The sequence below is a fragment of the Kaistia sp. SLG-1 genome (assembly GCF_059699055.1).
Map to the genome: position 1 here is coordinate 2,532,246 of NZ_AP048544.1, position 17,341 is coordinate 2,549,586.

At 67.0% G+C, this 17,341-nt stretch carries 18 protein-coding genes; 10 read left to right on the plus strand and 8 right to left on the minus strand.

Translation table 11 applies throughout. From position 1 onward, the window contains the following. Positions 1–111: 111 nt before the first annotated feature. The gene (locus tag AC6HZP_RS11395) at positions 112–258 is read right to left on the minus strand and encodes a YjiS-like domain-containing protein (protein WP_201404423.1); all 147 of its coding nucleotides are present in this window, start codon (positions 256–258) and stop codon (positions 112–114) included. A gap of 283 nt (positions 259–541) precedes the next feature. Here AC6HZP_RS11395 and AC6HZP_RS11400 point away from each other — a divergent pair, with 283 nt between their 5' ends. Then, complete coding sequence (locus AC6HZP_RS11400; protein ID WP_497526641.1) at positions 542–1,129, plus strand: hypothetical protein; 588 nt, start codon at positions 542–544, stop codon at positions 1,127–1,129. 118 nt (positions 1,130–1,247) lie between these two features. On the opposite strand, the gene AC6HZP_RS11405 is transcribed toward AC6HZP_RS11400, so the two are convergent. Then, positions 1,248–2,102 carry a DUF2189 domain-containing protein gene (locus AC6HZP_RS11405; protein WP_497526788.1) on the minus strand — a complete coding sequence of 285 codons (855 nt, stop codon included), beginning with the start codon at positions 2,100–2,102 and terminating at the stop codon, positions 1,248–1,250. A gap of 237 nt (positions 2,103–2,339) precedes the next feature. Here AC6HZP_RS11405 and AC6HZP_RS11410 point away from each other — a divergent pair, with 237 nt between their 5' ends. After that, complete coding sequence (locus AC6HZP_RS11410) at positions 2,340–3,740, plus strand: NfeD family protein (RefSeq protein WP_497526642.1); 1,401 nt, start codon at positions 2,340–2,342, stop codon at positions 3,738–3,740. Beyond that, positions 3,737–4,510, plus strand: coding sequence for a slipin family protein (locus AC6HZP_RS11415; RefSeq protein ID WP_201403669.1), 774 nt, complete (start codon positions 3,737–3,739; stop codon positions 4,508–4,510). Before AC6HZP_RS11410 ends, AC6HZP_RS11415 begins: the two co-directional genes overlap by 4 nt. Before the next feature lie 52 nt (positions 4,511–4,562). Here the strand turns inward: AC6HZP_RS11415 and AC6HZP_RS11420 are convergent, their stop codons facing one another. Next, on the minus strand, positions 4,563–5,357 hold the full coding sequence (locus tag AC6HZP_RS11420; protein WP_497526643.1) for a polysaccharide lyase family 7 protein: 795 nt from the start codon (positions 5,355–5,357) through the stop codon (positions 4,563–4,565). Positions 5,358–5,722: 365 nt separating this feature from the next. Here AC6HZP_RS11420 and AC6HZP_RS11425 point away from each other — a divergent pair, with 365 nt between their 5' ends. Further along, positions 5,723–6,127, plus strand: coding sequence for a VOC family protein (locus AC6HZP_RS11425; RefSeq protein ID WP_497526644.1), 405 nt, complete (start codon positions 5,723–5,725; stop codon positions 6,125–6,127). Between the two features lie 38 nt (positions 6,128–6,165). Here the strand turns inward: AC6HZP_RS11425 and AC6HZP_RS11430 are convergent, their stop codons facing one another. Then, a complete protein-coding gene (locus tag AC6HZP_RS11430; protein ID WP_497526645.1) occupies positions 6,166–6,960 on the minus strand; it encodes a VOC family protein in 795 nt (264 codons plus the stop codon). Positions 6,961–7,343: 383 nt separating this feature from the next. Between AC6HZP_RS11430 and AC6HZP_RS11435 the strand changes: the two genes are divergently transcribed. Continuing rightward, positions 7,344–7,619 (plus strand): hypothetical protein, encoded by a 276-nt coding sequence (locus AC6HZP_RS11435; protein WP_497526646.1) that lies wholly within the window; start codon positions 7,344–7,346, stop codon positions 7,617–7,619. Positions 7,620–7,655: 36 nt separating this feature from the next. Here the strand turns inward: AC6HZP_RS11435 and AC6HZP_RS11440 are convergent, their stop codons facing one another. The 4 genes from AC6HZP_RS11440 to AC6HZP_RS11455 all read right to left on the minus strand — a co-directional run bounded on the left by AC6HZP_RS11440 (position 7,656) and on the right by AC6HZP_RS11455 (position 11,494). Continuing rightward, positions 7,656–8,771: a winged helix DNA-binding domain-containing protein gene (locus AC6HZP_RS11440; RefSeq protein WP_497526647.1), complete on the minus strand. Its 1,116-nt coding sequence runs from the start codon at positions 8,769–8,771 to the stop codon at positions 7,656–7,658. Positions 8,772–8,776: 5 nt separating this feature from the next. Next, positions 8,777–9,403: a LysE family translocator gene (locus tag AC6HZP_RS11445; RefSeq protein WP_497526648.1), complete on the minus strand. Its 627-nt coding sequence runs from the start codon at positions 9,401–9,403 to the stop codon at positions 8,777–8,779. A gap of 340 nt (positions 9,404–9,743) precedes the next feature. Then, the gene (locus AC6HZP_RS11450; protein WP_201404426.1) at positions 9,744–10,490 is read right to left on the minus strand and encodes an LOG family protein; all 747 of its coding nucleotides are present in this window, start codon (positions 10,488–10,490) and stop codon (positions 9,744–9,746) included. Positions 10,491–10,666: 176 nt separating this feature from the next. Continuing rightward, positions 10,667–11,494 (minus strand): DUF3626 domain-containing protein, encoded by an 828-nt coding sequence (locus AC6HZP_RS11455; protein WP_497526649.1) that lies wholly within the window; start codon positions 11,492–11,494, stop codon positions 10,667–10,669. 331 nt (positions 11,495–11,825) lie between these two features. Between AC6HZP_RS11455 and AC6HZP_RS11460 the strand changes: the two genes are divergently transcribed. From AC6HZP_RS11460 to AC6HZP_RS11480, 5 genes are all read left to right on the plus strand, one after another. Beyond that, complete coding sequence (locus tag AC6HZP_RS11460; RefSeq protein ID WP_244669913.1) at positions 11,826–12,785, plus strand: substrate-binding domain-containing protein; 960 nt, start codon at positions 11,826–11,828, stop codon at positions 12,783–12,785. A gap of 292 nt (positions 12,786–13,077) precedes the next feature. Continuing rightward, positions 13,078–14,616, plus strand: coding sequence for a sugar ABC transporter ATP-binding protein (locus AC6HZP_RS11465; protein ID WP_497526650.1), 1,539 nt, complete (start codon positions 13,078–13,080; stop codon positions 14,614–14,616). 19 nt (positions 14,617–14,635) lie between these two features. Further along, entirely contained in the window at positions 14,636–15,655 is a 1,020-nt protein-coding gene (locus AC6HZP_RS11470) for an ABC transporter permease (protein ID WP_201403678.1), read from the plus strand. A gap of 202 nt (positions 15,656–15,857) precedes the next feature. After that, complete coding sequence (locus AC6HZP_RS11475; RefSeq protein WP_497526651.1) at positions 15,858–16,727, plus strand: DUF2092 domain-containing protein; 870 nt, start codon at positions 15,858–15,860, stop codon at positions 16,725–16,727. After that, a complete protein-coding gene (locus AC6HZP_RS11480) occupies positions 16,724–17,041 on the plus strand; it encodes a hypothetical protein (RefSeq protein ID WP_497526652.1) in 318 nt (105 codons plus the stop codon). The genes AC6HZP_RS11475 and AC6HZP_RS11480 overlap by 4 nt, the downstream gene beginning before the upstream one ends. The last annotated feature ends 300 nt before the right edge of the window (positions 17,042–17,341 follow it).

A 17,341-nucleotide genomic window follows, 5' to 3' on the forward strand; every position in this document is an offset into this window, starting at 1 on the left:
GAGGTCGACGGGCGTTCTCTTTGGGTGGCGCTTCGCGAGGGAGGAGGTTCGCTGGCGCCGTATCGCGGGGAACGAGGGAGGAGGTTCGTTCCAGGCGAATTCTGTATTGGCTTAGTAGCCGGCAGACTGCTTGGCGAGCTGGCTGATGTCGCCGCGATTGATGCCAAGGTCATTGAGTTCGCGGTTGGTCAGGCGCATCAACTCGCTGTAGGTCTCGCGGTACTTGCGCCAGTTCTTGTAGGAAGCGAGGATGTTCACGGCCACGGTCATATTCCTTCGGACAATCGGACATTTGGGGCAGCGGGGAAGTTCTGTTTCGGTCCCGCCGTCCTTGTTGACCCGAATATAGGAGAAGGCGCCGGAGAGGAGCACTGCGAGAATTCGCATGGCTGTCTTGCGCATGATGCAGGGCAACAATCGCTTCTGATTAAATGTTGCACCGCAATATTGCCCAAATCGGTTGCATCGGGGCAGGATGCGGTCGCGGTCAGGTGGCAATCGGCCAACCTCAGATAGCGATCCGCATGGGGGAATTCCGGGAATGTCGAAAAGAAGCGCCCTCGGTGGCATCGCCGCCGGGCTGATTCTGGCGCTGGCCGGACCGGTCGCCGCCGAGGCTTTGCAGCCGGTCAAGATTCGGTACTGCCACGGCTATGGCTGCCGCATGAGATCGCCGGTGACCTTTTCGGTCGCGGATCTGAACGCGCTGAAGCGGATCCTCGACAGCGGCCGCGGCAGCGCGACGGCGGAACGGGCCGCCATCTCGCGCGCCGACCAGTGGTACGAGCGCAAGGCCGGCGCGCAGACCGGCACGTCGAGCGACCGCGCCAAGGGCGATTTCGGTGTCTACACGCCGCTGTCGCAGCTCGACTGCGTCGACGAGATGACCAACACGACGACGCTGCTGAAGCTCCTGGCCCGGCATGGCTGGCTGCGCCACCATACGGTCGGTCCATCGGCCAGCCGCGGCGTCCTGTTCGACGGCCGCTACCCGCACAACACGGCGACGATCGTCGAGACGGCGAGCGGCAAGCGCTGGGTGGTCGACAGCTGGGTCCGGGCCAATGCCGAGTCGCCTGACATCAAGCCGCTCGACGTCTGGAAGCGCGAGGGCGGCCGGCGCGGCTAGAGCGTTCCGCACGAAAAGGCACGAATGAATGCCGTCCATGCGAGGCGGGCGCGCTCACGCGGGAAGGCTGGATCATCTCATCGCTTCGAGGAAATGACGAGATGATCCAGGGCCTGGTTTACGGCGTCCAGCGATTGGGCCGCTCGGGGGCGACTTCCGGAACGGGCGCGGCGACGACCTTGCGGTAGAGGTGCCAGGTCGCATGGCCGAGCACCGGCAGCACGACGGCGAGCCCGAAGAACAGCGGGATCGAGCCGAGCGCCAGGCTGACGGCGACGATCAGGCCCCAGAGCGCCATCGGGCCGGGATTGGCGAGGACGGCGCGGATCGACGTCAGGATCGCCGGCGCCAGGCCGACATCGCGGTCGAGCAGCAGCGGGAACGAGACGACGCTGATCGTCAGGACCAGCAGGGCGAACAGGAAGCCGACGCCGTTGCCGACGAGGATCAGCGCCCAGCCTGCCGGCGTCGTCAGGACGCGGTGCAGGAAGTCCGGCATCGACGCCGCCGCCGCATAGCCGAAATTGGCGACATAGATGGCCTGCGCCGTGGCGACCCACACGAAGAAGATCACCATCAGGCCGATGCCGAGCATCAGGATGGCGCCCATCGACGGCGAATGACGCGCCTCCAGGATCTTCGGCAACGAGACGTCGAGGCCTTGTTCGCGCCGGCGCGACAGCTCGTAGAGCCCGAGGGCCGCGAAGGGTCCGAGCAGGGCGAAGCCCGCCATCAGCGGAAACAGCAGCGGCAGGATGTCGGAGCCGAATACCGCGCGGCCGATGAACAGGCCGACGACGGGATAGATCACGATCAGGAAGATGGCGTGCGTCGGGTAGGCCGAGAAATCGTCCCATCCCTCCCTGAGCGCGTCGCGGATGTCCTGGATGGTGATGTGGCGGACGACCGGCATGCTGCTGTCCGGCGACGTCGATCCGGTGATGAGATGCGAATGGGCCGAATAGTCACTCATATTCGCGGCCATGAACGTGCTCTCCTGATCTGCCCCCCAGTTGAGCGAACACCAGTCCTGGCCCGGACATGCCTTTCGGTCGGCCGCGCCGCGACCCGTGCTGTGACACTTTAGCGCAGAAGCGGCGGCCGGGCGATCCCGATTTTCGCGCGTCCGATCCCGCCGCTTCCGGCGCGGGCGCGATGATGTGGAAGCGGCAGCGCTCCGCACCCATATGTTGTACAGGGAGCCCTGAGCGTGAAACCTGCACGCATCGCCCTGTTCGCGGCCCTTGTCGCCGCCGCCTCGATCCCGCTTCCGGTCGCGTCGCAAAATCCGCCTCCGGAAGCCGGGAACGCGCCGCGCGTGGCTCTCGCGGTCGACGTCGACGGCGCGATCGGCCCGGCAGCCGCGCGTGAAATCAAGGAAGGCCTGGCGGTCGCGGAGGCCCGGCGCGCGGAAGTCGTGATCCTTCGCCTGAATACGCCGGGCGGCCTCGCGACCAGCATGCGGGAGATCATCGCCGATCTCATCGCCTCGCCGGTTCCCGTCGTCGGCTATGTCGCGCCCTCCGGCGCGCATGCCGCCAGCGCCGGCACCTACATCCTCTACGCGACCCACATCGCCGCGATGGCGCCCGGCACCAATATCGGCGCCGCGACGCCGGTCGAGCTCGGCACGCCCATTCCCGGATTGCCGGCGGGCGGCGGACCGCCGAACGCGCCGCCACCGAAGACGGGCGGGGACGTCGAGTCGGCCAAGGCGACCAACGATGCCGTCGCGCTGATCCGAAGCCTGGCGGAACTGCGCAAGCGCAATGCGGACTGGGGCGAGAAGGCGGTGCGCGAGGCGGCGAGCCTTTCCGCCGATGCTGCGCTTCAGGCCGGCGCGATCGATCTGGTCGCCCGCGACGAGGCCGACCTGTTGCGGCGGATCGACGGCCGGACGGTCGAGGTTACGGGCGGCGCGCATCGCACGCTCGCCACCGGCGCCATCGCCATCGAGCGCTATGATCCCGGCTGGCTGATCCACCTGCTCGCCGTCATCACCGATCCCAACATCGCGGTGCTCCTGATGCTGGCCGGCGTCTACGGCCTGATCTTCGAGTTCGTCAGCCCCGGCCTGATCGCCCCCGGCACGGTCGGCACCATCTGCCTGCTGCTCGGCTTCTACGGGCTCAATCTTCTGCCGATCGACTACACCGGCCTGGCGCTGATGCTGCTCGGCCTCGTCTTCCTGGCGATCGAGGTCTTCAATCCGACCGTCGTGCTCGGGCTCGGCGGGCTGGTCTCCTTCCTGCTGGGCTCCGCCATGCTCCTGCGCGTGCAGGCGCCGGGCTTCACCCTGTCGCGGCCGATCCTTTGGGCCGTCGCCATCCTCGTCTTCGGCCTGTCGGCGCTCACCGGCCGGGCGCTCTGGCGCATCCGCAGCCGCCCGGCCCTGGTCGGCGGCGAGGCGATGCCTGGCATGACGGCGGAGGTGATCGATTGGGAAGGCGCGACCGGCCATGTCTTCGCCCATGGCGAGCGCTGGAGCGCGCGCGGAACCGAGACCCTCGCGCCCGGCGAGAGTGTCGAGGTGGTGGCGATGGACGGCCTCGATCTCTCGGTTCGCCGCAAGGCCGGCGACGAGGCCGAACCCGATGGAGAACGTCCATGACGCTGATCTACGTGCCGTATCTGATCATCCTGGTGCTGGCGATCGTCTTCCTGATGGCGGCCATCCGCGTCCTGCGGGAATATGAGCGGGGCGTCATCTTCACGCTCGGCCGCTTCACCGGCGTCAAGGGGCCGGGGCTGATCGTCCTGGTGCCGTTCGCGCAGCAGATGGTGCGGGTCGATCTCCGCGTCATCGTCCACAACGTGCCGCCGCAGGATGTGATCTCGCGCGACAATGTTCCGGTCCGGGTCAATGCGGTGCTTTATTTCCGCGTCATCGATCCCGAACGCGCCATCATCCGCGTCGAGGACTTCATGGCCGCGACCAGCCAGCTGGCGCAGACGACGCTCCGCTCGGTGCTCGGCAAGCACGAGCTCGACGAGATGCTGGTCGAGCGCGACCGGCTCAATGCCGACATCCAGTCGATCCTCGACCGGCAGACCGAACCCTGGGGCATCAAGGTCGCCAATATCGAGATCAAGGACATCGACCTGAACGACAACATGGTGCGCGCCATCGCCAAGCAGGCCGAGGCCGAGCGCCTGCGTCGCGCCAAGGTCATCAATGCGGAGGGCGAACAGCAGGCGGCGGAGAAGCTCGTCGAGGCGGGTCGTATCCTGGCTGGAGAGGCGCAGGCGATGCAGCTTCGCTATTTCGCCGCGCTGCACGATATCGCCGGCGAGCGGACCTCGACCATCGTCTTCCCGCTGCCGATGGACCTTCTCGCGCATTTCCAGCGCATGACGACACCGCCCGAGGCGCGCGGCTGATGCGAACCGCGTCGCCGCGACGCCGGATCGGCGTCGCGGCCACTACATCAGCTCAGCTCGCCTTCAGCCCGCCATAGGCGACAACGGCATCCGCGCCGCCACGGGTGGAATCCTGGTTGTAGTTGCCGGCCTTGAAGTAGAGCGCGATGCCCTCCCAGCTCTTCCGGGGGAAGGCATAGGTCCTGTCGACGGATTGGCCGTGAGCACTGATCTTCAGCGTCACCTTGATGCCGGTCTTGTCGCCCGAAGCCGTCAGCGTATAGGCGATCGGCTCATTGAGCTTCACGCCCTTGAAGAGCGTGTCGAATTTCTCCTTGTCGCCGAAATTCGTCTTGATCCCGGCGACGACCGTGCCGTCGTTCCAGCGCAGCTTGAACAGTTCGGAGCCGCCGACCTTGTCGCCATGGATCTGGGCGAAGATGATCGACTTGGTTTGCGGGTTCTCAATGATATAGGCGGTGCCGGACTGCGTGTATTCGAACGTCTGGCCGGCCTTGAACTCGGTCTTTCCCCGGAGCTCGCTGCGCGGATAGTGGCTGTTCGGCGTCGTGCCATAGCCGGACGGCACCTTGAAGACGACGGCGCCCGCCGGCACCTTCTTGTAGCAATGCGCGGCATCGAAGCAGTTGGAGAAGAAGTAGGGGTTCTGCGACGTCTGGGTGATGGGCGTATAGCTCGTCTTCCCGTCCGCATCGAAGGACTGCAGCGTATAGGACGCCGCCAGTCCGGGATTGTCCTGCGCGGGCGTCGTCGCGGCGCTCGCCGCGAAAGCGGAGCCCGAGGCGATGGCGACGGCCACGGCCGCCAGGCGGGGGAGGGACGTTCTGAACTTCGGGAGGATTGGCATGAAGCGATCCGATCGGAGGTGGGAACGCCGCCATCTAGACCTTCTCAACCGCCCGCTTCCAGTGCTCGAAGGGTCGGGAACGAAATCGTGAAGAAGAACGCCCGTGCGGCGACGATAATTCCCCAACGAAAGAAAACGTCCAAGTTGTATCTTGCGAGAGGCGCGATCGTGTGAAGTAACTGCTTCACGATCGTGCTGCGTATTGATATGGTGAAGCAGGATAGGGATAGGGTATAGGTTTCGAGGTTGTCTTAGGGTCTCGCGCGGGTGCCGCATATCGCCATTAGTACTAGGAGGCAAGGCTAGTTGTTGGGTATTTGTCTGCCCCAGAAGTTCTCCACGTCCCGGTTGGTGGGAGGCCCGATATGATCGCGATCGACCATCTGGATCACCTGGTGTTGACCGTGGCCAGCATCGAGCGCACCTGCGATTTCTATGCGCGTGCGCTCGGCATGACGGTGGAGACGTTCGCCGAGGACAGGGTTGCCCTGCGCTTCGGGCGCCAGAAGATCAACCTGCACAAGGTCGGGCACGAGTTCGAGCCGAAGGCGCGGTTCGCGGTCGCCGGTTCGGCCGATCTCTGCTTCCTCGCCAGCACGCCGCTCGAGGATGTCGAGGCGCATCTGGAGCGGGTGGGGGTCGACGTCGAACTCGGCCCGGTGCTTCGCACGGGCGCGATGGGCGCGATCCTCTCGCTCTATCTCCGCGATCCCGACGGCAATCTGATCGAGATCTCCAATGCGAGCCGGGCGTCCGGCGCGGCCGGCTGAGCCCGAAGGCGCGCCGGCCGTCACCGGAGGACTCGCGATCAGGCGTGGCCTTGGCCGCGCGCGCCGACCAGCGCGAACATCGCGCCCTGCGGATCCTGGCACTGGATGATCCAGGCGCCGCCGGGCACTTCCATCGGCCCGTTCAGCACCTTGCCGCCACCGCTCTCGACGCGGGCGGCCGCGGTGTCGATGTCGTCGACGTTGAAATAATAGAGCCAGAAGGTCGCCGGTACGGAGCGGGGCCGGTTGAACATGCCGCCGGCCGCCTGGCCGCCATCGACCGAGAAGAGCTGGTAGGTGCCCATCTCGCCCATGTCGATCGTCTCGCCCTTCTTCCAGCCGAACATCGCCTCGTAGAAGGCGAAGGCCTTCTCCCAGTCATCGGCATAGAGTTCGTGCCAGCCGATATGGCCCGGCGTTCCCATCTCGGCCGGCTCCGGCGGGTCGCCCTGCATCGGCAGCGGCTTGAACAATGTGAAGGCGGCCTTCTGCGGGTCGGAGACGACGGCGAAGCGACCGACCTCGGGAATATCGGTCGGCGGAACATGCACGGTGCCGCCGAGGCTCGTGACCTTGGAAGCCGCCGCGTCGACATCGGCGACGGAGACGTAGCCGATCCAGTTCGGCGGCGCGCCCATCTTGCGGGCCTGCTCCGGCAGGTCCATCAACCCGCCGATCGGCTGCTCGCCGATGGTGAAGAGCGTGTAGGCCATGTGGGGCTGCGAGGCGTCGCGCGTGCCCCATCCGACGACCGAGCCGTAAAATACCTTGGCCCTGCCGGTATCGGTGGTCATCAACTCGTACCAGACGAAACGGCTTGCAAGATCGGTCATTCCGGCCTCCTTCCGCTGGGGAATACTGTTTTTACACGAGATGTCGCGGCGGTGGAAATCAAGCGTCGCGGCGGACGCGGGGGGCCGGCCACGTTCGCCGGGGCGCGGTCCTGCTCCGGAACGACAATGCGCCCGCCGCCATGCCGTTGCATGCCAGCGCGGGAACCGGGACCGCGCCTTCCCATTGAGGCATGGGAGAGACGAGGGATAGCAATGCCGTTCTGTCGCAATTCCGACGTGATGCTGCTAGTCTTTGCCGTCCATGTATCGTCGCGTCCGGCGTCGGCCCCCGAACGAAACGCTTTGAACAGAGAAAACTTCCCATGAATCATCGAATTCCCGCAGTGATCGCAGTGCTGGCTGCTGTCGCGTTGGCTGGTTGCGTGTCGTCGCCGCGGCCGGTGCAGGTCTCGGCGCCGCCGGGACTGGCGTCGTCGGAGGCACTGACCTGGGTCCGCAAGGACGGCCAGAGCGGCCGCGCCAATCCGGCGCTCGCCGACCAGTTCGCCGCCGATCGCGCCGCCTGCGTCCGCGCTCCCGGCGACAACGCCGCGCTGCGCGAGGCGGAGTCCTGCATGGGTCAGCGCGGCTATGCGCTGGTGCCGGCATCGCAGGCAGCAGCTCGCGCGGCCCAGTACCGCCGCATGGCCGGCTACTGATCCACCGTTTGGGGGAAACATCGTCGGCGCGCCGCACTACGGCGCGTCGGCGAACCCTATGTCGCGCGTCCGCGCGTCAGGCTCGTGGAAGGCCAGCAGGGCCTCGGCCTCCCGCGACAGCGCCTCCCGATCCTTCCGGCCGAGGGTCGCAAGCGGCGTGATCGAAAGCGTCGCGGCTCCCTTGTCGCGGTCGAGCCGCCAGCTGCCGGCGACCCGGCCGTCGATCAGGAAGGCGGGCAGCAGGCCGTTCTGCTTCTTGAAATGCAGCCGGTGTCCGTCGTCGATGACCCGGCGGCGGTCGTCGTGCCCGAGCAGGGCATTGTCGTAGTCCGGCAGGAAGCGCGCCGGCGCATCACCGTCCTCTCCCGGTCGCGGCGCGTCGGGCAGGTCGTAGAGAACGCGGCCGTCCTCATCCCGGAATTCGGCAAGCTGCGGCCGGAGCCGCGCCACGGCGCCGGCAAGCCGCGTCAGCCCCGACCATGCCTGCATGTCGGCGACCGAGGCGGGGCCGAACGCCGCCAGATAACGCAGGATGGTCGCGTCGGGCACGTCGTCGGCGGCGAGTGTCTCGCCCGTCCAGCTTTCGATCGTCGTCGAGATCGCCAGCCCGCCCCGGCGCCAGAGCCCGCGTGGCGTCACCTGCACCAGCGGCAGCACGGCGCGCACCGCCTGCGACAGCGCATGGCCGTCGCGGTCCGGAAAATGAGGGGCAAGCGCGTCTGCCAACTCCTTGTTCGAGCGGGGCTTTTCCTCGACCAGGCGACGACCCGCCTGCATCAGCGCCGCCATGTCGATGCCCGCCAGCGCCTTTCCATAGACGCTGCCGGGCGTCATGTTGCGCTCGAACACCTTCTGCACGACCGGCCGGAGCGCGAGCGCGTCGCGGACGGTAACCAGATGCAGCGTGCCGCGCATCAGCGCGATGCGGACCAGTTTTCGCGACTGGGTGAGCTCCGAGACGGCCTCGGGGTCGAAATCGTTGAGGCGCGACCAGAGCGCGACATAGGGATTGCCGGGGATCTGCGACTGCAGCCCGAGCAGCCGCTCGATCGCCGCCTCAGGCGGGATATCGACGCGTTCGAGCAGCATCTGCCGCGCCAGGAGCGCCCGGTTGAGGGCGCGTCGTGACAGCGTGGCGGGCTGCCCGGACATCCCGTTCAGCGCGCGTCGAGGAGGAGGCGGATGCCGAGTATGCCGATGACGGCGCCGGCGGCGCGGTCGATCCAGCTCTTGGCGCCGAGATAGAGCGCGCGCGGCCGGGCCGACGAGAAGGCGAGGGCGACCAGCGCGTACCAGGCCGTCTCCTGGACGAAGATCAGCGCCGGCAGGGTGAGATCGAGCCAGAGCGGCCGGGTCGACGGCAGCAGCGCGGCGAAGACGGCGCCGAACACGGCGATGATCTTCGGGTTGCTCAGCTGGGTGGCGAGCGCCAGGCCGAAGGACCGGCCGAGGCTGCGGGCGTTCGAGCCGCCGTTCCGCGCCACCTCGATCGGCTCCTTGGCGCCGCGCCAGATCCGGATCGCCAGATAGACGAGATAGACGCCGCCGGCGATCTTCAAGACCAGATAGAGCCCGGCCGCCTCGGTCATCAGTGTGCGCAGGCCGAGCAGGGCGAGCGCGCCGAACAGCATGGCGCCGACGCCCATGCCGAGGGCCGCGGCGATGCCGTCCGCCCGCGACTGCGCCACGGCGGTGCGCACGACGAAGACGAAGCTCGGGCCGGGGCTGATCGCGCCGATCAGCAGGGCGCCGAGAATGGCGAAGAGCGCGGCAAGCGGCGTCATGCGGTTTCCTTCAAGACGGGGCCATCGGCCTTTTCCAGAAGGAGTATCCGCCGATCCCCGGCGCGACAAGCGCGTCGGCGAGGCGGCGTGCCTTGGGCTTGCTGCTAGAGCCCGGTCCCAACGAGTGGGGTCCACCTATACCTCTCCCTGAGGGAGAGGTCGGCTCGAAGAGCCGGGTGAGGGTTTAGGGAACCATCCGGATGGAGCTCCGTCCGTCGGAGTCTGACTTGCGAGGCCGTAAACCCTCACCCGCCGGCCTGCGGCCGTCGACCTCTCCCTCAGGGAGAGGTGAAGGGCCGCTCGTGTCGTTCAATCTAGTCGCAGCCGGCTGAACCGAATTCTATTCGCCCGCCTTTTCGCCCTCGTGCAGGCCGACGCCGGCGTCGGAGAGCTTCTGCCAGACTTCCTCGGCGGTCTCGGCGAAGTCGAACAGGTCGAGATCCGTGCGGGCGATCATGCCCTCCTCGATCAGCGCCTCGAAATTGATGACCTTGGTCCAGTAGGCGCGATCGAACAGGATGATCGGGATGGCCGGCGCCTTGCTGGTCTGGCGCAGCGTCAAAAGCTCGAACATCTCGTCGAAGGTTCCGAAGCCGCCCGGGAACACGATCAGCGCATTCGCCCGCATGGCGAGATGCATCTTGCGCATGGCGAAATAGTGGAAGCGGAAAGTGAGTTCCGGCGTCGAATAGGAGTTCGGCTCCTGCTCGTGCGGCAGCGTGATGTTGAAGCCGATCGAAGGCGCGCCGACGTCGGCCGCGCCGCGATTGGCGGCCGCCATGATGCCGGGGCCGCCGCCGGTCGCGATGACGTTGTCGCGGAAGGTGCCGTTGGAGACGAGGGCGCCGCCGCGCTCCGAGACGATGCGGCCGACGGCGCGCGCTTCCTCGTACCAGCGCGCATGCTGGCCGGAACCGTTCTCATGGATGCGGGCGCTGCCGAAGACGACGATCGTCGAACGTACGCCCCAAAGGCGCAGGATTTCCTCGGCCTTGGCATATTCCAGCAGGAAGCGCACGCCGCGCATCGTGTCGCTCAGCAGGAAATCGCTGTCGAGGGCGGGCAGGCGGTAGGACGGGGAAGCCATCTGGGGCGTGTTGGTTTTGTTTTCAGTCATCTCGTCATCGCATCATGAATCAAGCGCGGATTATGCCGCGCGGGGACGCCAGGGGATAGCGCGGCGGCCGCGACTCAGGGTCCGGGAGGACCGCATGCCGCATGGCCGGCAGCGTCTAGACGCCCTTGCCGCGATATGGGCTCGCATCAGGGATGCCCGTATCGCGCCATGCAATGCCAGACCCATTTCGCCGTCTGGTAGTCGAGCCGGTGGTCGCGGGCGCGCCACAGGATCTCCGGCGTCACGATCTCGCTCTCCGCGATCCGCGCGATGGCGCTGGCGGCGTCCGGCCCGCGAAACTGTTCGCAGTCGACGATCCGCTCCAGCGACAGGCGGAAGCCGTCGTGCCATTCCACCGCGCAGCCGAGAGAACCTACGGCTGCCTCGATCGTCGTGGCTCGAAACGAGGGATCGAGAACCACGGCGTCGATATCCCGGCCGATATGCACGGGACCATGGACGTGCGCCTCGATGTAGTTGTCCAGCCACGGATCGAGCTCCCGGGTATTCGCCTTGGCCATGGCGATGAGCGGACCGGCATCGCCGACGGCGAAATCGCTCGGCTGCCAATGGCTGTCCGGATAGCAGAACGACGTGCGGGAACGGACATGCGGCGCGAGGCGAAAGTGGGAGGAGCCGAAGCGACGCGACCCGCCGACGGGGTCGTCGCGATAGTTGAGGGCGCCATATTTCGGTCGGAAGGCGGGATCGCCGTCGTCATAGGCGCCCCCGAAGATCCGGCTCTCCCAATTCCAGCGGTCGCCGCCCGGATAGGCCGTCAGACCGCCGCTGCTGGTGCCCGTCTCGAACTGGGAGCGATAGGCGCCGTGCCGGGCGAGGAGTTCGATGACCGTGCTGCCGGCGACGCCGATGTCCGGGTGGAAGTTCAGCGTGATCGGATGCGTCGCGCCGTCCGGTGTCGGTGCGGAGAACTGGCGGAGATGGGTGAGCGCGCGCTCGACGAAGTCATCCATGGTCCTGCGTGCATATCAAGGGCTGGATCGAACATCCACTGACACACCGCCCATGCCGACAGGGACGGATGCGGCCGATCATGCGCTTCGGGCGGCAGCGGATGAATGCCATTCCCACCCGATGCCGGTTCGCGTCTGCCGTAGAGTCGGGCGAGTAGCCGGGCGCGGCTGACCCAAGGGGCGGTGGTCCGTTTACTTGTGCAGTGCGAGATGAGGATGGCTTAATTTTGAACGGCGCGTGCAAAGTTCAGAAATCCGTTTGAATGGTGGATCAACCTGCGGCATGCTCACCTTCAGCCCCAATTCAAAGAGGGCATGGGAGGGAAATAGAATGTCGAATATTGCAAGGTCAGTGCTTGCTGCCGGTGCGATCGCGCTCGCGGCCATGTCCACCGCGCCGACACAGGCGGTCGCGCAGGAAAAGATCGAGATCCTGACCTCGGTCCCCGGCCTGACCTTTCCGTTCTTCGTCCACATGATGAACGCCTTCAAGGCCGAGGCCGCGAAGCAGGGCGTCACGGCGATCGAGAGCGACGGCCAGGTGTCCTCGCCCAAGCAGACCGCCGACGTCGAAGCGGCGATCGCGCGCGGCGTGAAGGGCATCGTCATCAGCCCGAACGAAGTCGACGCCATGGCGCCGGCGCTGGCGCAGGCTGTCGAGGCCGGCATCCCGGTCGTCACCGTCGACCGTCGCGTGGCGCAGGTCGAGGGCATTCTCGGCCATATCGGCGCCGACAACGTCAAGGGCGGCGAGGCCCAGGCCGAGCTGATCATGAAGCTCTATCCCGATGGCGCCACCATCGTGAACCTGCAGGGCCAGTCGGGCGCCTCGCCGGCGATCGACCGCAACAAGGGCCTGCACAACATCCTCGACAAGGCGGCCGACAAGTACAAGATCGTGTTCGAGCAGACCGCCGGCTTCGACCGTGCCAAGGGTCTGTCGGTCACGGAAGCGGCGCTCGCCGCCCTGCCGGAAGCCCCGAAGGTCATCGTCGCCGCCAATGACGACATGGCGCTCGGCGCGATGGAAGCCGTGAAGGCCCGCAATCTCTCGGGCATCGCCATCATCGGCTTCGACGCTCTTCCGGAAGCGCTCGGCCAGGTGCGTGACGGCGGTCTGACCGCCACGATCGAGCAGTTCCCGGGCAAGCAGAGCTCGATGGGCGTCGACATGCTCGTCGACTTCATCAAGAACCAGAAGAAGCCGGCCGAGGCCGTGACCCTGCTGACGCCGGTGGCGATCACCAAGGACAACCTCAACACCGCCGAGCGTCTCGGCGAGCTGAAGTAAGGCCTGCGTCCCGGCGAGGGCGCTTCGCGCGACAGTCGCGGAGCGCCCTCGCTGTCTCTCCCGATCCGGCCGCCCGCGGCTTCGCCCGGCCGAACCGCGCCGGCGCCAGAGCCGGCTTCGATCGGGGGATGCTGCGCCGGGACCGGCGCGCTGCGCCGTACAGCCTGAAAATCGCGCGCAAGCCAAGCCCGCGCCTGCCACGATCGCGAGCCATGTCCTTGCCGCCCTGCCGTCAGGTCCGCCCATCCGGGCAGGGCCGGACGTTCCCTTGCTCCATCGTAAGCGAAGACGGATGACCGATCCTGTAACCCTCTTGAAGATGAGCGGCATCGCCAAGAGCTTTCCCGGCGTCAAGGCGCTCGACGGCGTCGACCTCGAGATCGCGCCGGCCGAGATCCATGCGCTGCTCGGCGAAAACGGCGCCGGCAAGTCGACGTTGCTGAAGATCCTCGCCGGCGCGCAATCGCCGGATCGCGGCACGATCTCGTTCGAGGGCCGCGACGTCGTGCTCTCGAGCCCGCAGGATTCCCAGAGGCTCGGCATCGTCACGATCTATCAGGAATTCACCCTCGCGCCGGACATGACGATCGCCGAGAACGTCTTCATCGGCCGCGAGCCCGGCTCCCGCCTCTTCCTCAACTGGTCGAAGATGGCGGCCGAGACGCAGAAGCTGATCCGCCGCATCGGCCTGGAACGCAGCCCGATGACGCTGGTGCGAGACCTCTCGGTCGCCGAGCAGCAGATGGTCGAGATCGCCCGCGCGCTGTCGATGCAGTCGCGCGTCATCATCATGGACGAGCCGACCTCGGCGCTCAGCCTGGCCGAGGTGGAAAAGCTGTTCCGCATCGTGCGGCAACTCAAGGCCGAGGGCATCTCGATCATCTTCGTGACCCATCGCCTCGAGGAGGTGATGGAGATCTGCGACCGCTTCACCGTGCTCCGCGACGGCCGCAATGTCGGCGCCGGCAAGGTCAGCGAGATCACCATTGACGGCATCATCCGCCTGATGGTCGGGCGCGAGGTCAACGCGCTCTATGCCCATCGCGAGGCGGGCGAGGCCGGTCCGGTTGCGCTCGCCGTCGAGGGGCTGACGCGCCGCCGCAGCGCCCACGACCCGCACGCGACCGAGCTGCAGGACGTGTCGCTCAACGTGCGGCGCGGCGAGATCCTCGGCATCGCCGGCCTCGTCGGGGCGGGGCGCACCGAGACGGCGCGCGCGATCTTCGGCGCCGACCCCTTCGACAGCGGCCAGATCTTCGTCGACGGCCAGCCGGTCGACATCCGCTCGCCGCGCGACGCCATCAGGCATGGCATCGGCCTGGTGCCGGAGGACCGCAAGCAGCAGGCGCTGTTCCTGAGCCAGGCGATCCGCGCCAATCTCTCGATCGCGGCGCTCGATCGCATCGACCGCTTCGGCGTGTTCATCGACGAGCGCAAGGAGCGCGTACTGGTCGAGGAATACCGCAAGCTTCTCAACATCCGCATGGCGAGCCCCGACCAGGCGGTCGGCAATCTCTCCGGCGGCAACCAGCAGAAGGTCGTGCTCGCCCGCTGGCTGGCGCTGCGCCCGAAGGTGCTGATCGTCGACGAGCCGACGCGCGGCATCGACATCGGCGCCAAGGTCGAGGTCCACAACCTGCTCTTCGAGATGGCCCGCGCCGGCATCGCCGTGATCGCCATCTCCTCCGAGCTGCCCGAGGTTCTCGCGGTCGCCGACCGCATCGTCACGATGCGCGAAGGCCGCGTCACCGGCGAAGCGCTGCGCGCCGAGGCGACCCAGGAAAAACTCATGACCATGATGACGCTCAGCGCCGCCGGCCGAGCCGCGTGACAAGACAAGGAATACGGTAATGACGGATGTGAAACGAGAAGCGGCGGAAAGCGCGGGCTTCGACCTGTTCGGGGTGCTGGCGCGGTTCGCGCCGCTGATCTTCCTGATCGCCCTGATGATCATCTTCGCGGTGCTCGAGCCGCGCTTCATGTCGTCGATCAACCTGTTCAACGTCATGCGACAGGTCTCGATCACCGGCCTGCTGGCGATCGGCATGACCTTCGTCATCCTGACCGCCGGCATCGACCTTTCCGTCGGCTCGCTGCTCGCTTTCGCCGGTCTCGTCGCGGCGGCGGTCGCCAAGGGCGGCATGCAGGACCGCTTCACGGTCGGCGAGGGCGTGATCGGCTATGGCTGGCAGCTGGCGGCGCTCGCGGCGATCGCGGTCGGCGTCTGCGGCGGCCTGTTGCAGGGCCTCGCCATCACCCGGCTCCGGGTGCCGCCCTTCGTGGTGACGCTGGGCGGCATGTCGGTGTTCCGCGGCGCGGCGCTCCTGTTCGCCGCCGGCGGCCCGATCTCCGGCTTCCAGCCTGACTATACCTGGTGGGGCCAGGGCAAGATCGGCCCGGTGCCGGTTCCGGTCATCATCTTCCTGTTCGCGGCGCTGCTCGCGCACATCGCGCTCCGCTACATGCGCTATGGAAGGCAGGTCTACGCGGTCGGCGGCAATCCGGAGGCGGCGCGATTGTCCGGCCTCAACGTCAACTGGGTGATCTGCAGCGTCTACGTCATCATGGGCTTCTTCGCCGGCCTCGGCGCCTTCGTGCTGTCGGCGCGGCTGAACTCGGCCGAGGCCGTCGCGGGCACCGGCTATGAGCTCACCGTCATCGCCTCGGTCGTCATCGGCGGCACGTCGCTCTTCGGCGGCGTTGGCACGATCTTCGGCACCGTGATCGGCTCGATCCTGATCGGCGTGCTCCTGAACGGCCTCGTGCTGATGAACGTGTCGTCCTACATCCAGCAGATCATCATCGGCGTGATCATCGTGCTGGCGGTGGCGTTCGACACCTTTGCCAAGTCGCGCCGCCGCAAGGCCTGACATCCCGCCCTGAAGCTTTGGCAACGACGAGGAATGGCCGCGCCCCGCGCGGCCATTCGCGTTTCGGCGGCATGGGGCACCGTATCGATCACGGGAAGTCGAATTTCGGACGCCTCCGGCGGCGTGCTAGTGTCGTTACGTCACCTGCGGTCGGTGGCCGTGCGAAGCCGCGACGTTTCGAGGGGATCCGAGGGAGGATGCGATGACAAAGCATGCACTGACGCGGCCGAAGGGCGCCGGCCGGCGAGCGGCCTTCGCGGCCGGGGTCGCGACGCTGCTGGCGCTCGGCCAGCCGGCCTTTGCCCAGCAGGCTGATTCAACGACCGCCGCCGCCGAACAGAACCGGAAGGAAGCGGACGAGATCGTCCAGGGCATGGCGCGGTTCGTCGGCGGCCAGCAGGACATCAGTCTCGGCTACGACAGCGAACTCGAGGTCGTCACGCCGCAGATGGAGAAGCTCCAGTTCAACAGTTCCGGCAAGGCGAAGATCAGCCGCCCGGACAAGTTCCGGCTGAACCGCACCGGCGGCTATGCCGATGTCGAGATGATCTATGACGGCAAGAGCGTGACCGTCTTCGACAAGAACACCAACACCTATGCCAGCGAGCCCATGACCGGGCCGATCGAAGGCGTCATCGACCGGCTGCGGAGCGACTTCATGCTCGATCTTCCCGCCGCCGACCTGCTGATCGCCGATTCCTACAGCGCGCTGATGCCTGACGTGGTCGAGGCGAAGCATATCGGCCGCGCCGTCATCGGCGACGTAACCTGTGAGCACGTCGCCTTCCGCAATCACGACACCGACTGGCAGCTCTGGGTCGAGACCGGCGCGCAGCCGATCCCGTGCAAGATGGTGATCACCAGCAAGGCGGTTACCGGCGCGCCGCAATATTCGATCCGCTTTACCAGCTGGCATACCGGCAGCGCCTTCCCGCCGGGCACCTTCACCTTCGAGCCGCCAGCCGGCGCCAAGAAGGTCGATTTCAGCGCGCTCGCCGATATCGACGAAATCCCGGCCGGCACCGCGATGCCATCCGACGCGGTCGCGCCCAAAGCAGGAGCCAGCAAATGAACCGCACCTTGCCGTTACGAGGGGCCGTCCGGGTCGCGGCGGTCGCCCTCGGCCTCGCCGCGCTGTTTCTATCCGAGAACCCGGCGCCGCAGGCGCCCGCCTTCGGCCTGTTCAGCCGGGCGGAGGCGATCATCGGTCGTCCGCTGACGCCGCTCAGCTATGCCGGCGTCGCCCGCCGCACGACCCGCCGGGCCGTGGTCGGCGGCGCCTATGTCGGCGGAGCCTATGTCGCGGCGCCTTATGCCGTGGCCCCGCGCGCCGGCTGCGTCCGCGTCGTCGACGCCTATGGCCGGATCTACTGGCGCTGCGTGTAGGAAGTCTGGACTGCCGGATTTGAGCCGTCACTCTCCCCGGGAAGCGTTCGCAGAACGGCGTCCCGAAGGGGGCGGGTCGGTTTGCTCCGCCATCATCCAGAATGTCTGGGCCGCCCTGTCCGGCGCGATCTTCGTCATCCCGGGGCGATGCTCGCAGAATGCCGCTCATAACGGTGTGCTGCGACCATGCGAGGAGCCCGGATCAGACCCTCACCCCAACCCTCTCCCAGAGGGAGAGGGAGATCGCCTGCGTCTGATGGCAGAACCGCGCTCCCTATCAATGACCGCGCGCCGGCCCAA

Coding starts and splice junctions, on each gene's coding strand:
- AC6HZP_RS11450 (WP_201404426.1), bottom strand. CDS start 10,490: ATGGCTTCCCCGTCCTACCGCCTGCCCGCCCTCGACAGCGATTTCCTG.
- AC6HZP_RS11400 (WP_497526641.1), top strand. CDS start 542: ATGTCGAAAAGAAGCGCCCTCGGTGGCATCGCCGCCGGGCTGATTCTG.
- AC6HZP_RS11475 (WP_497526651.1), top strand. CDS start 15,858: ATGACAAAGCATGCACTGACGCGGCCGAAGGGCGCCGGCCGGCGAGCG.
- AC6HZP_RS11415 (WP_201403669.1), top strand. CDS start 3,737: ATGACGCTGATCTACGTGCCGTATCTGATCATCCTGGTGCTGGCGATC.
- AC6HZP_RS11430 (WP_497526645.1), bottom strand. CDS start 6,960: ATGACCGATCTTGCAAGCCGTTTCGTCTGGTACGAGTTGATGACCACC.
- AC6HZP_RS11470 (WP_201403678.1), top strand. CDS start 14,636: ATGACGGATGTGAAACGAGAAGCGGCGGAAAGCGCGGGCTTCGACCTG.
- AC6HZP_RS11425 (WP_497526644.1), top strand. CDS start 5,723: ATGATCGCGATCGACCATCTGGATCACCTGGTGTTGACCGTGGCCAGC.
- AC6HZP_RS11440 (WP_497526647.1), bottom strand. CDS start 8,771: ATGTCCGGGCAGCCCGCCACGCTGTCACGACGCGCCCTCAACCGGGCG.
- AC6HZP_RS11455 (WP_497526649.1), bottom strand. CDS start 11,494: ATGGATGACTTCGTCGAGCGCGCGCTCACCCATCTCCGCCAGTTCTCC.
- AC6HZP_RS11405 (WP_497526788.1), bottom strand. CDS start 2,102: ATGAGTGACTATTCGGCCCATTCGCATCTCATCACCGGATCGACGTCG.
- AC6HZP_RS11460 (WP_244669913.1), top strand. CDS start 11,826: ATGTCGAATATTGCAAGGTCAGTGCTTGCTGCCGGTGCGATCGCGCTC.
- AC6HZP_RS11465 (WP_497526650.1), top strand. CDS start 13,078: ATGACCGATCCTGTAACCCTCTTGAAGATGAGCGGCATCGCCAAGAGC.
- AC6HZP_RS11445 (WP_497526648.1), bottom strand. CDS start 9,403: ATGACGCCGCTTGCCGCGCTCTTCGCCATTCTCGGCGCCCTGCTGATC.
- AC6HZP_RS11420 (WP_497526643.1), bottom strand. CDS start 5,357: ATGCCAATCCTCCCGAAGTTCAGAACGTCCCTCCCCCGCCTGGCGGCC.
- AC6HZP_RS11480 (WP_497526652.1), top strand. CDS start 16,724: ATGAACCGCACCTTGCCGTTACGAGGGGCCGTCCGGGTCGCGGCGGTC.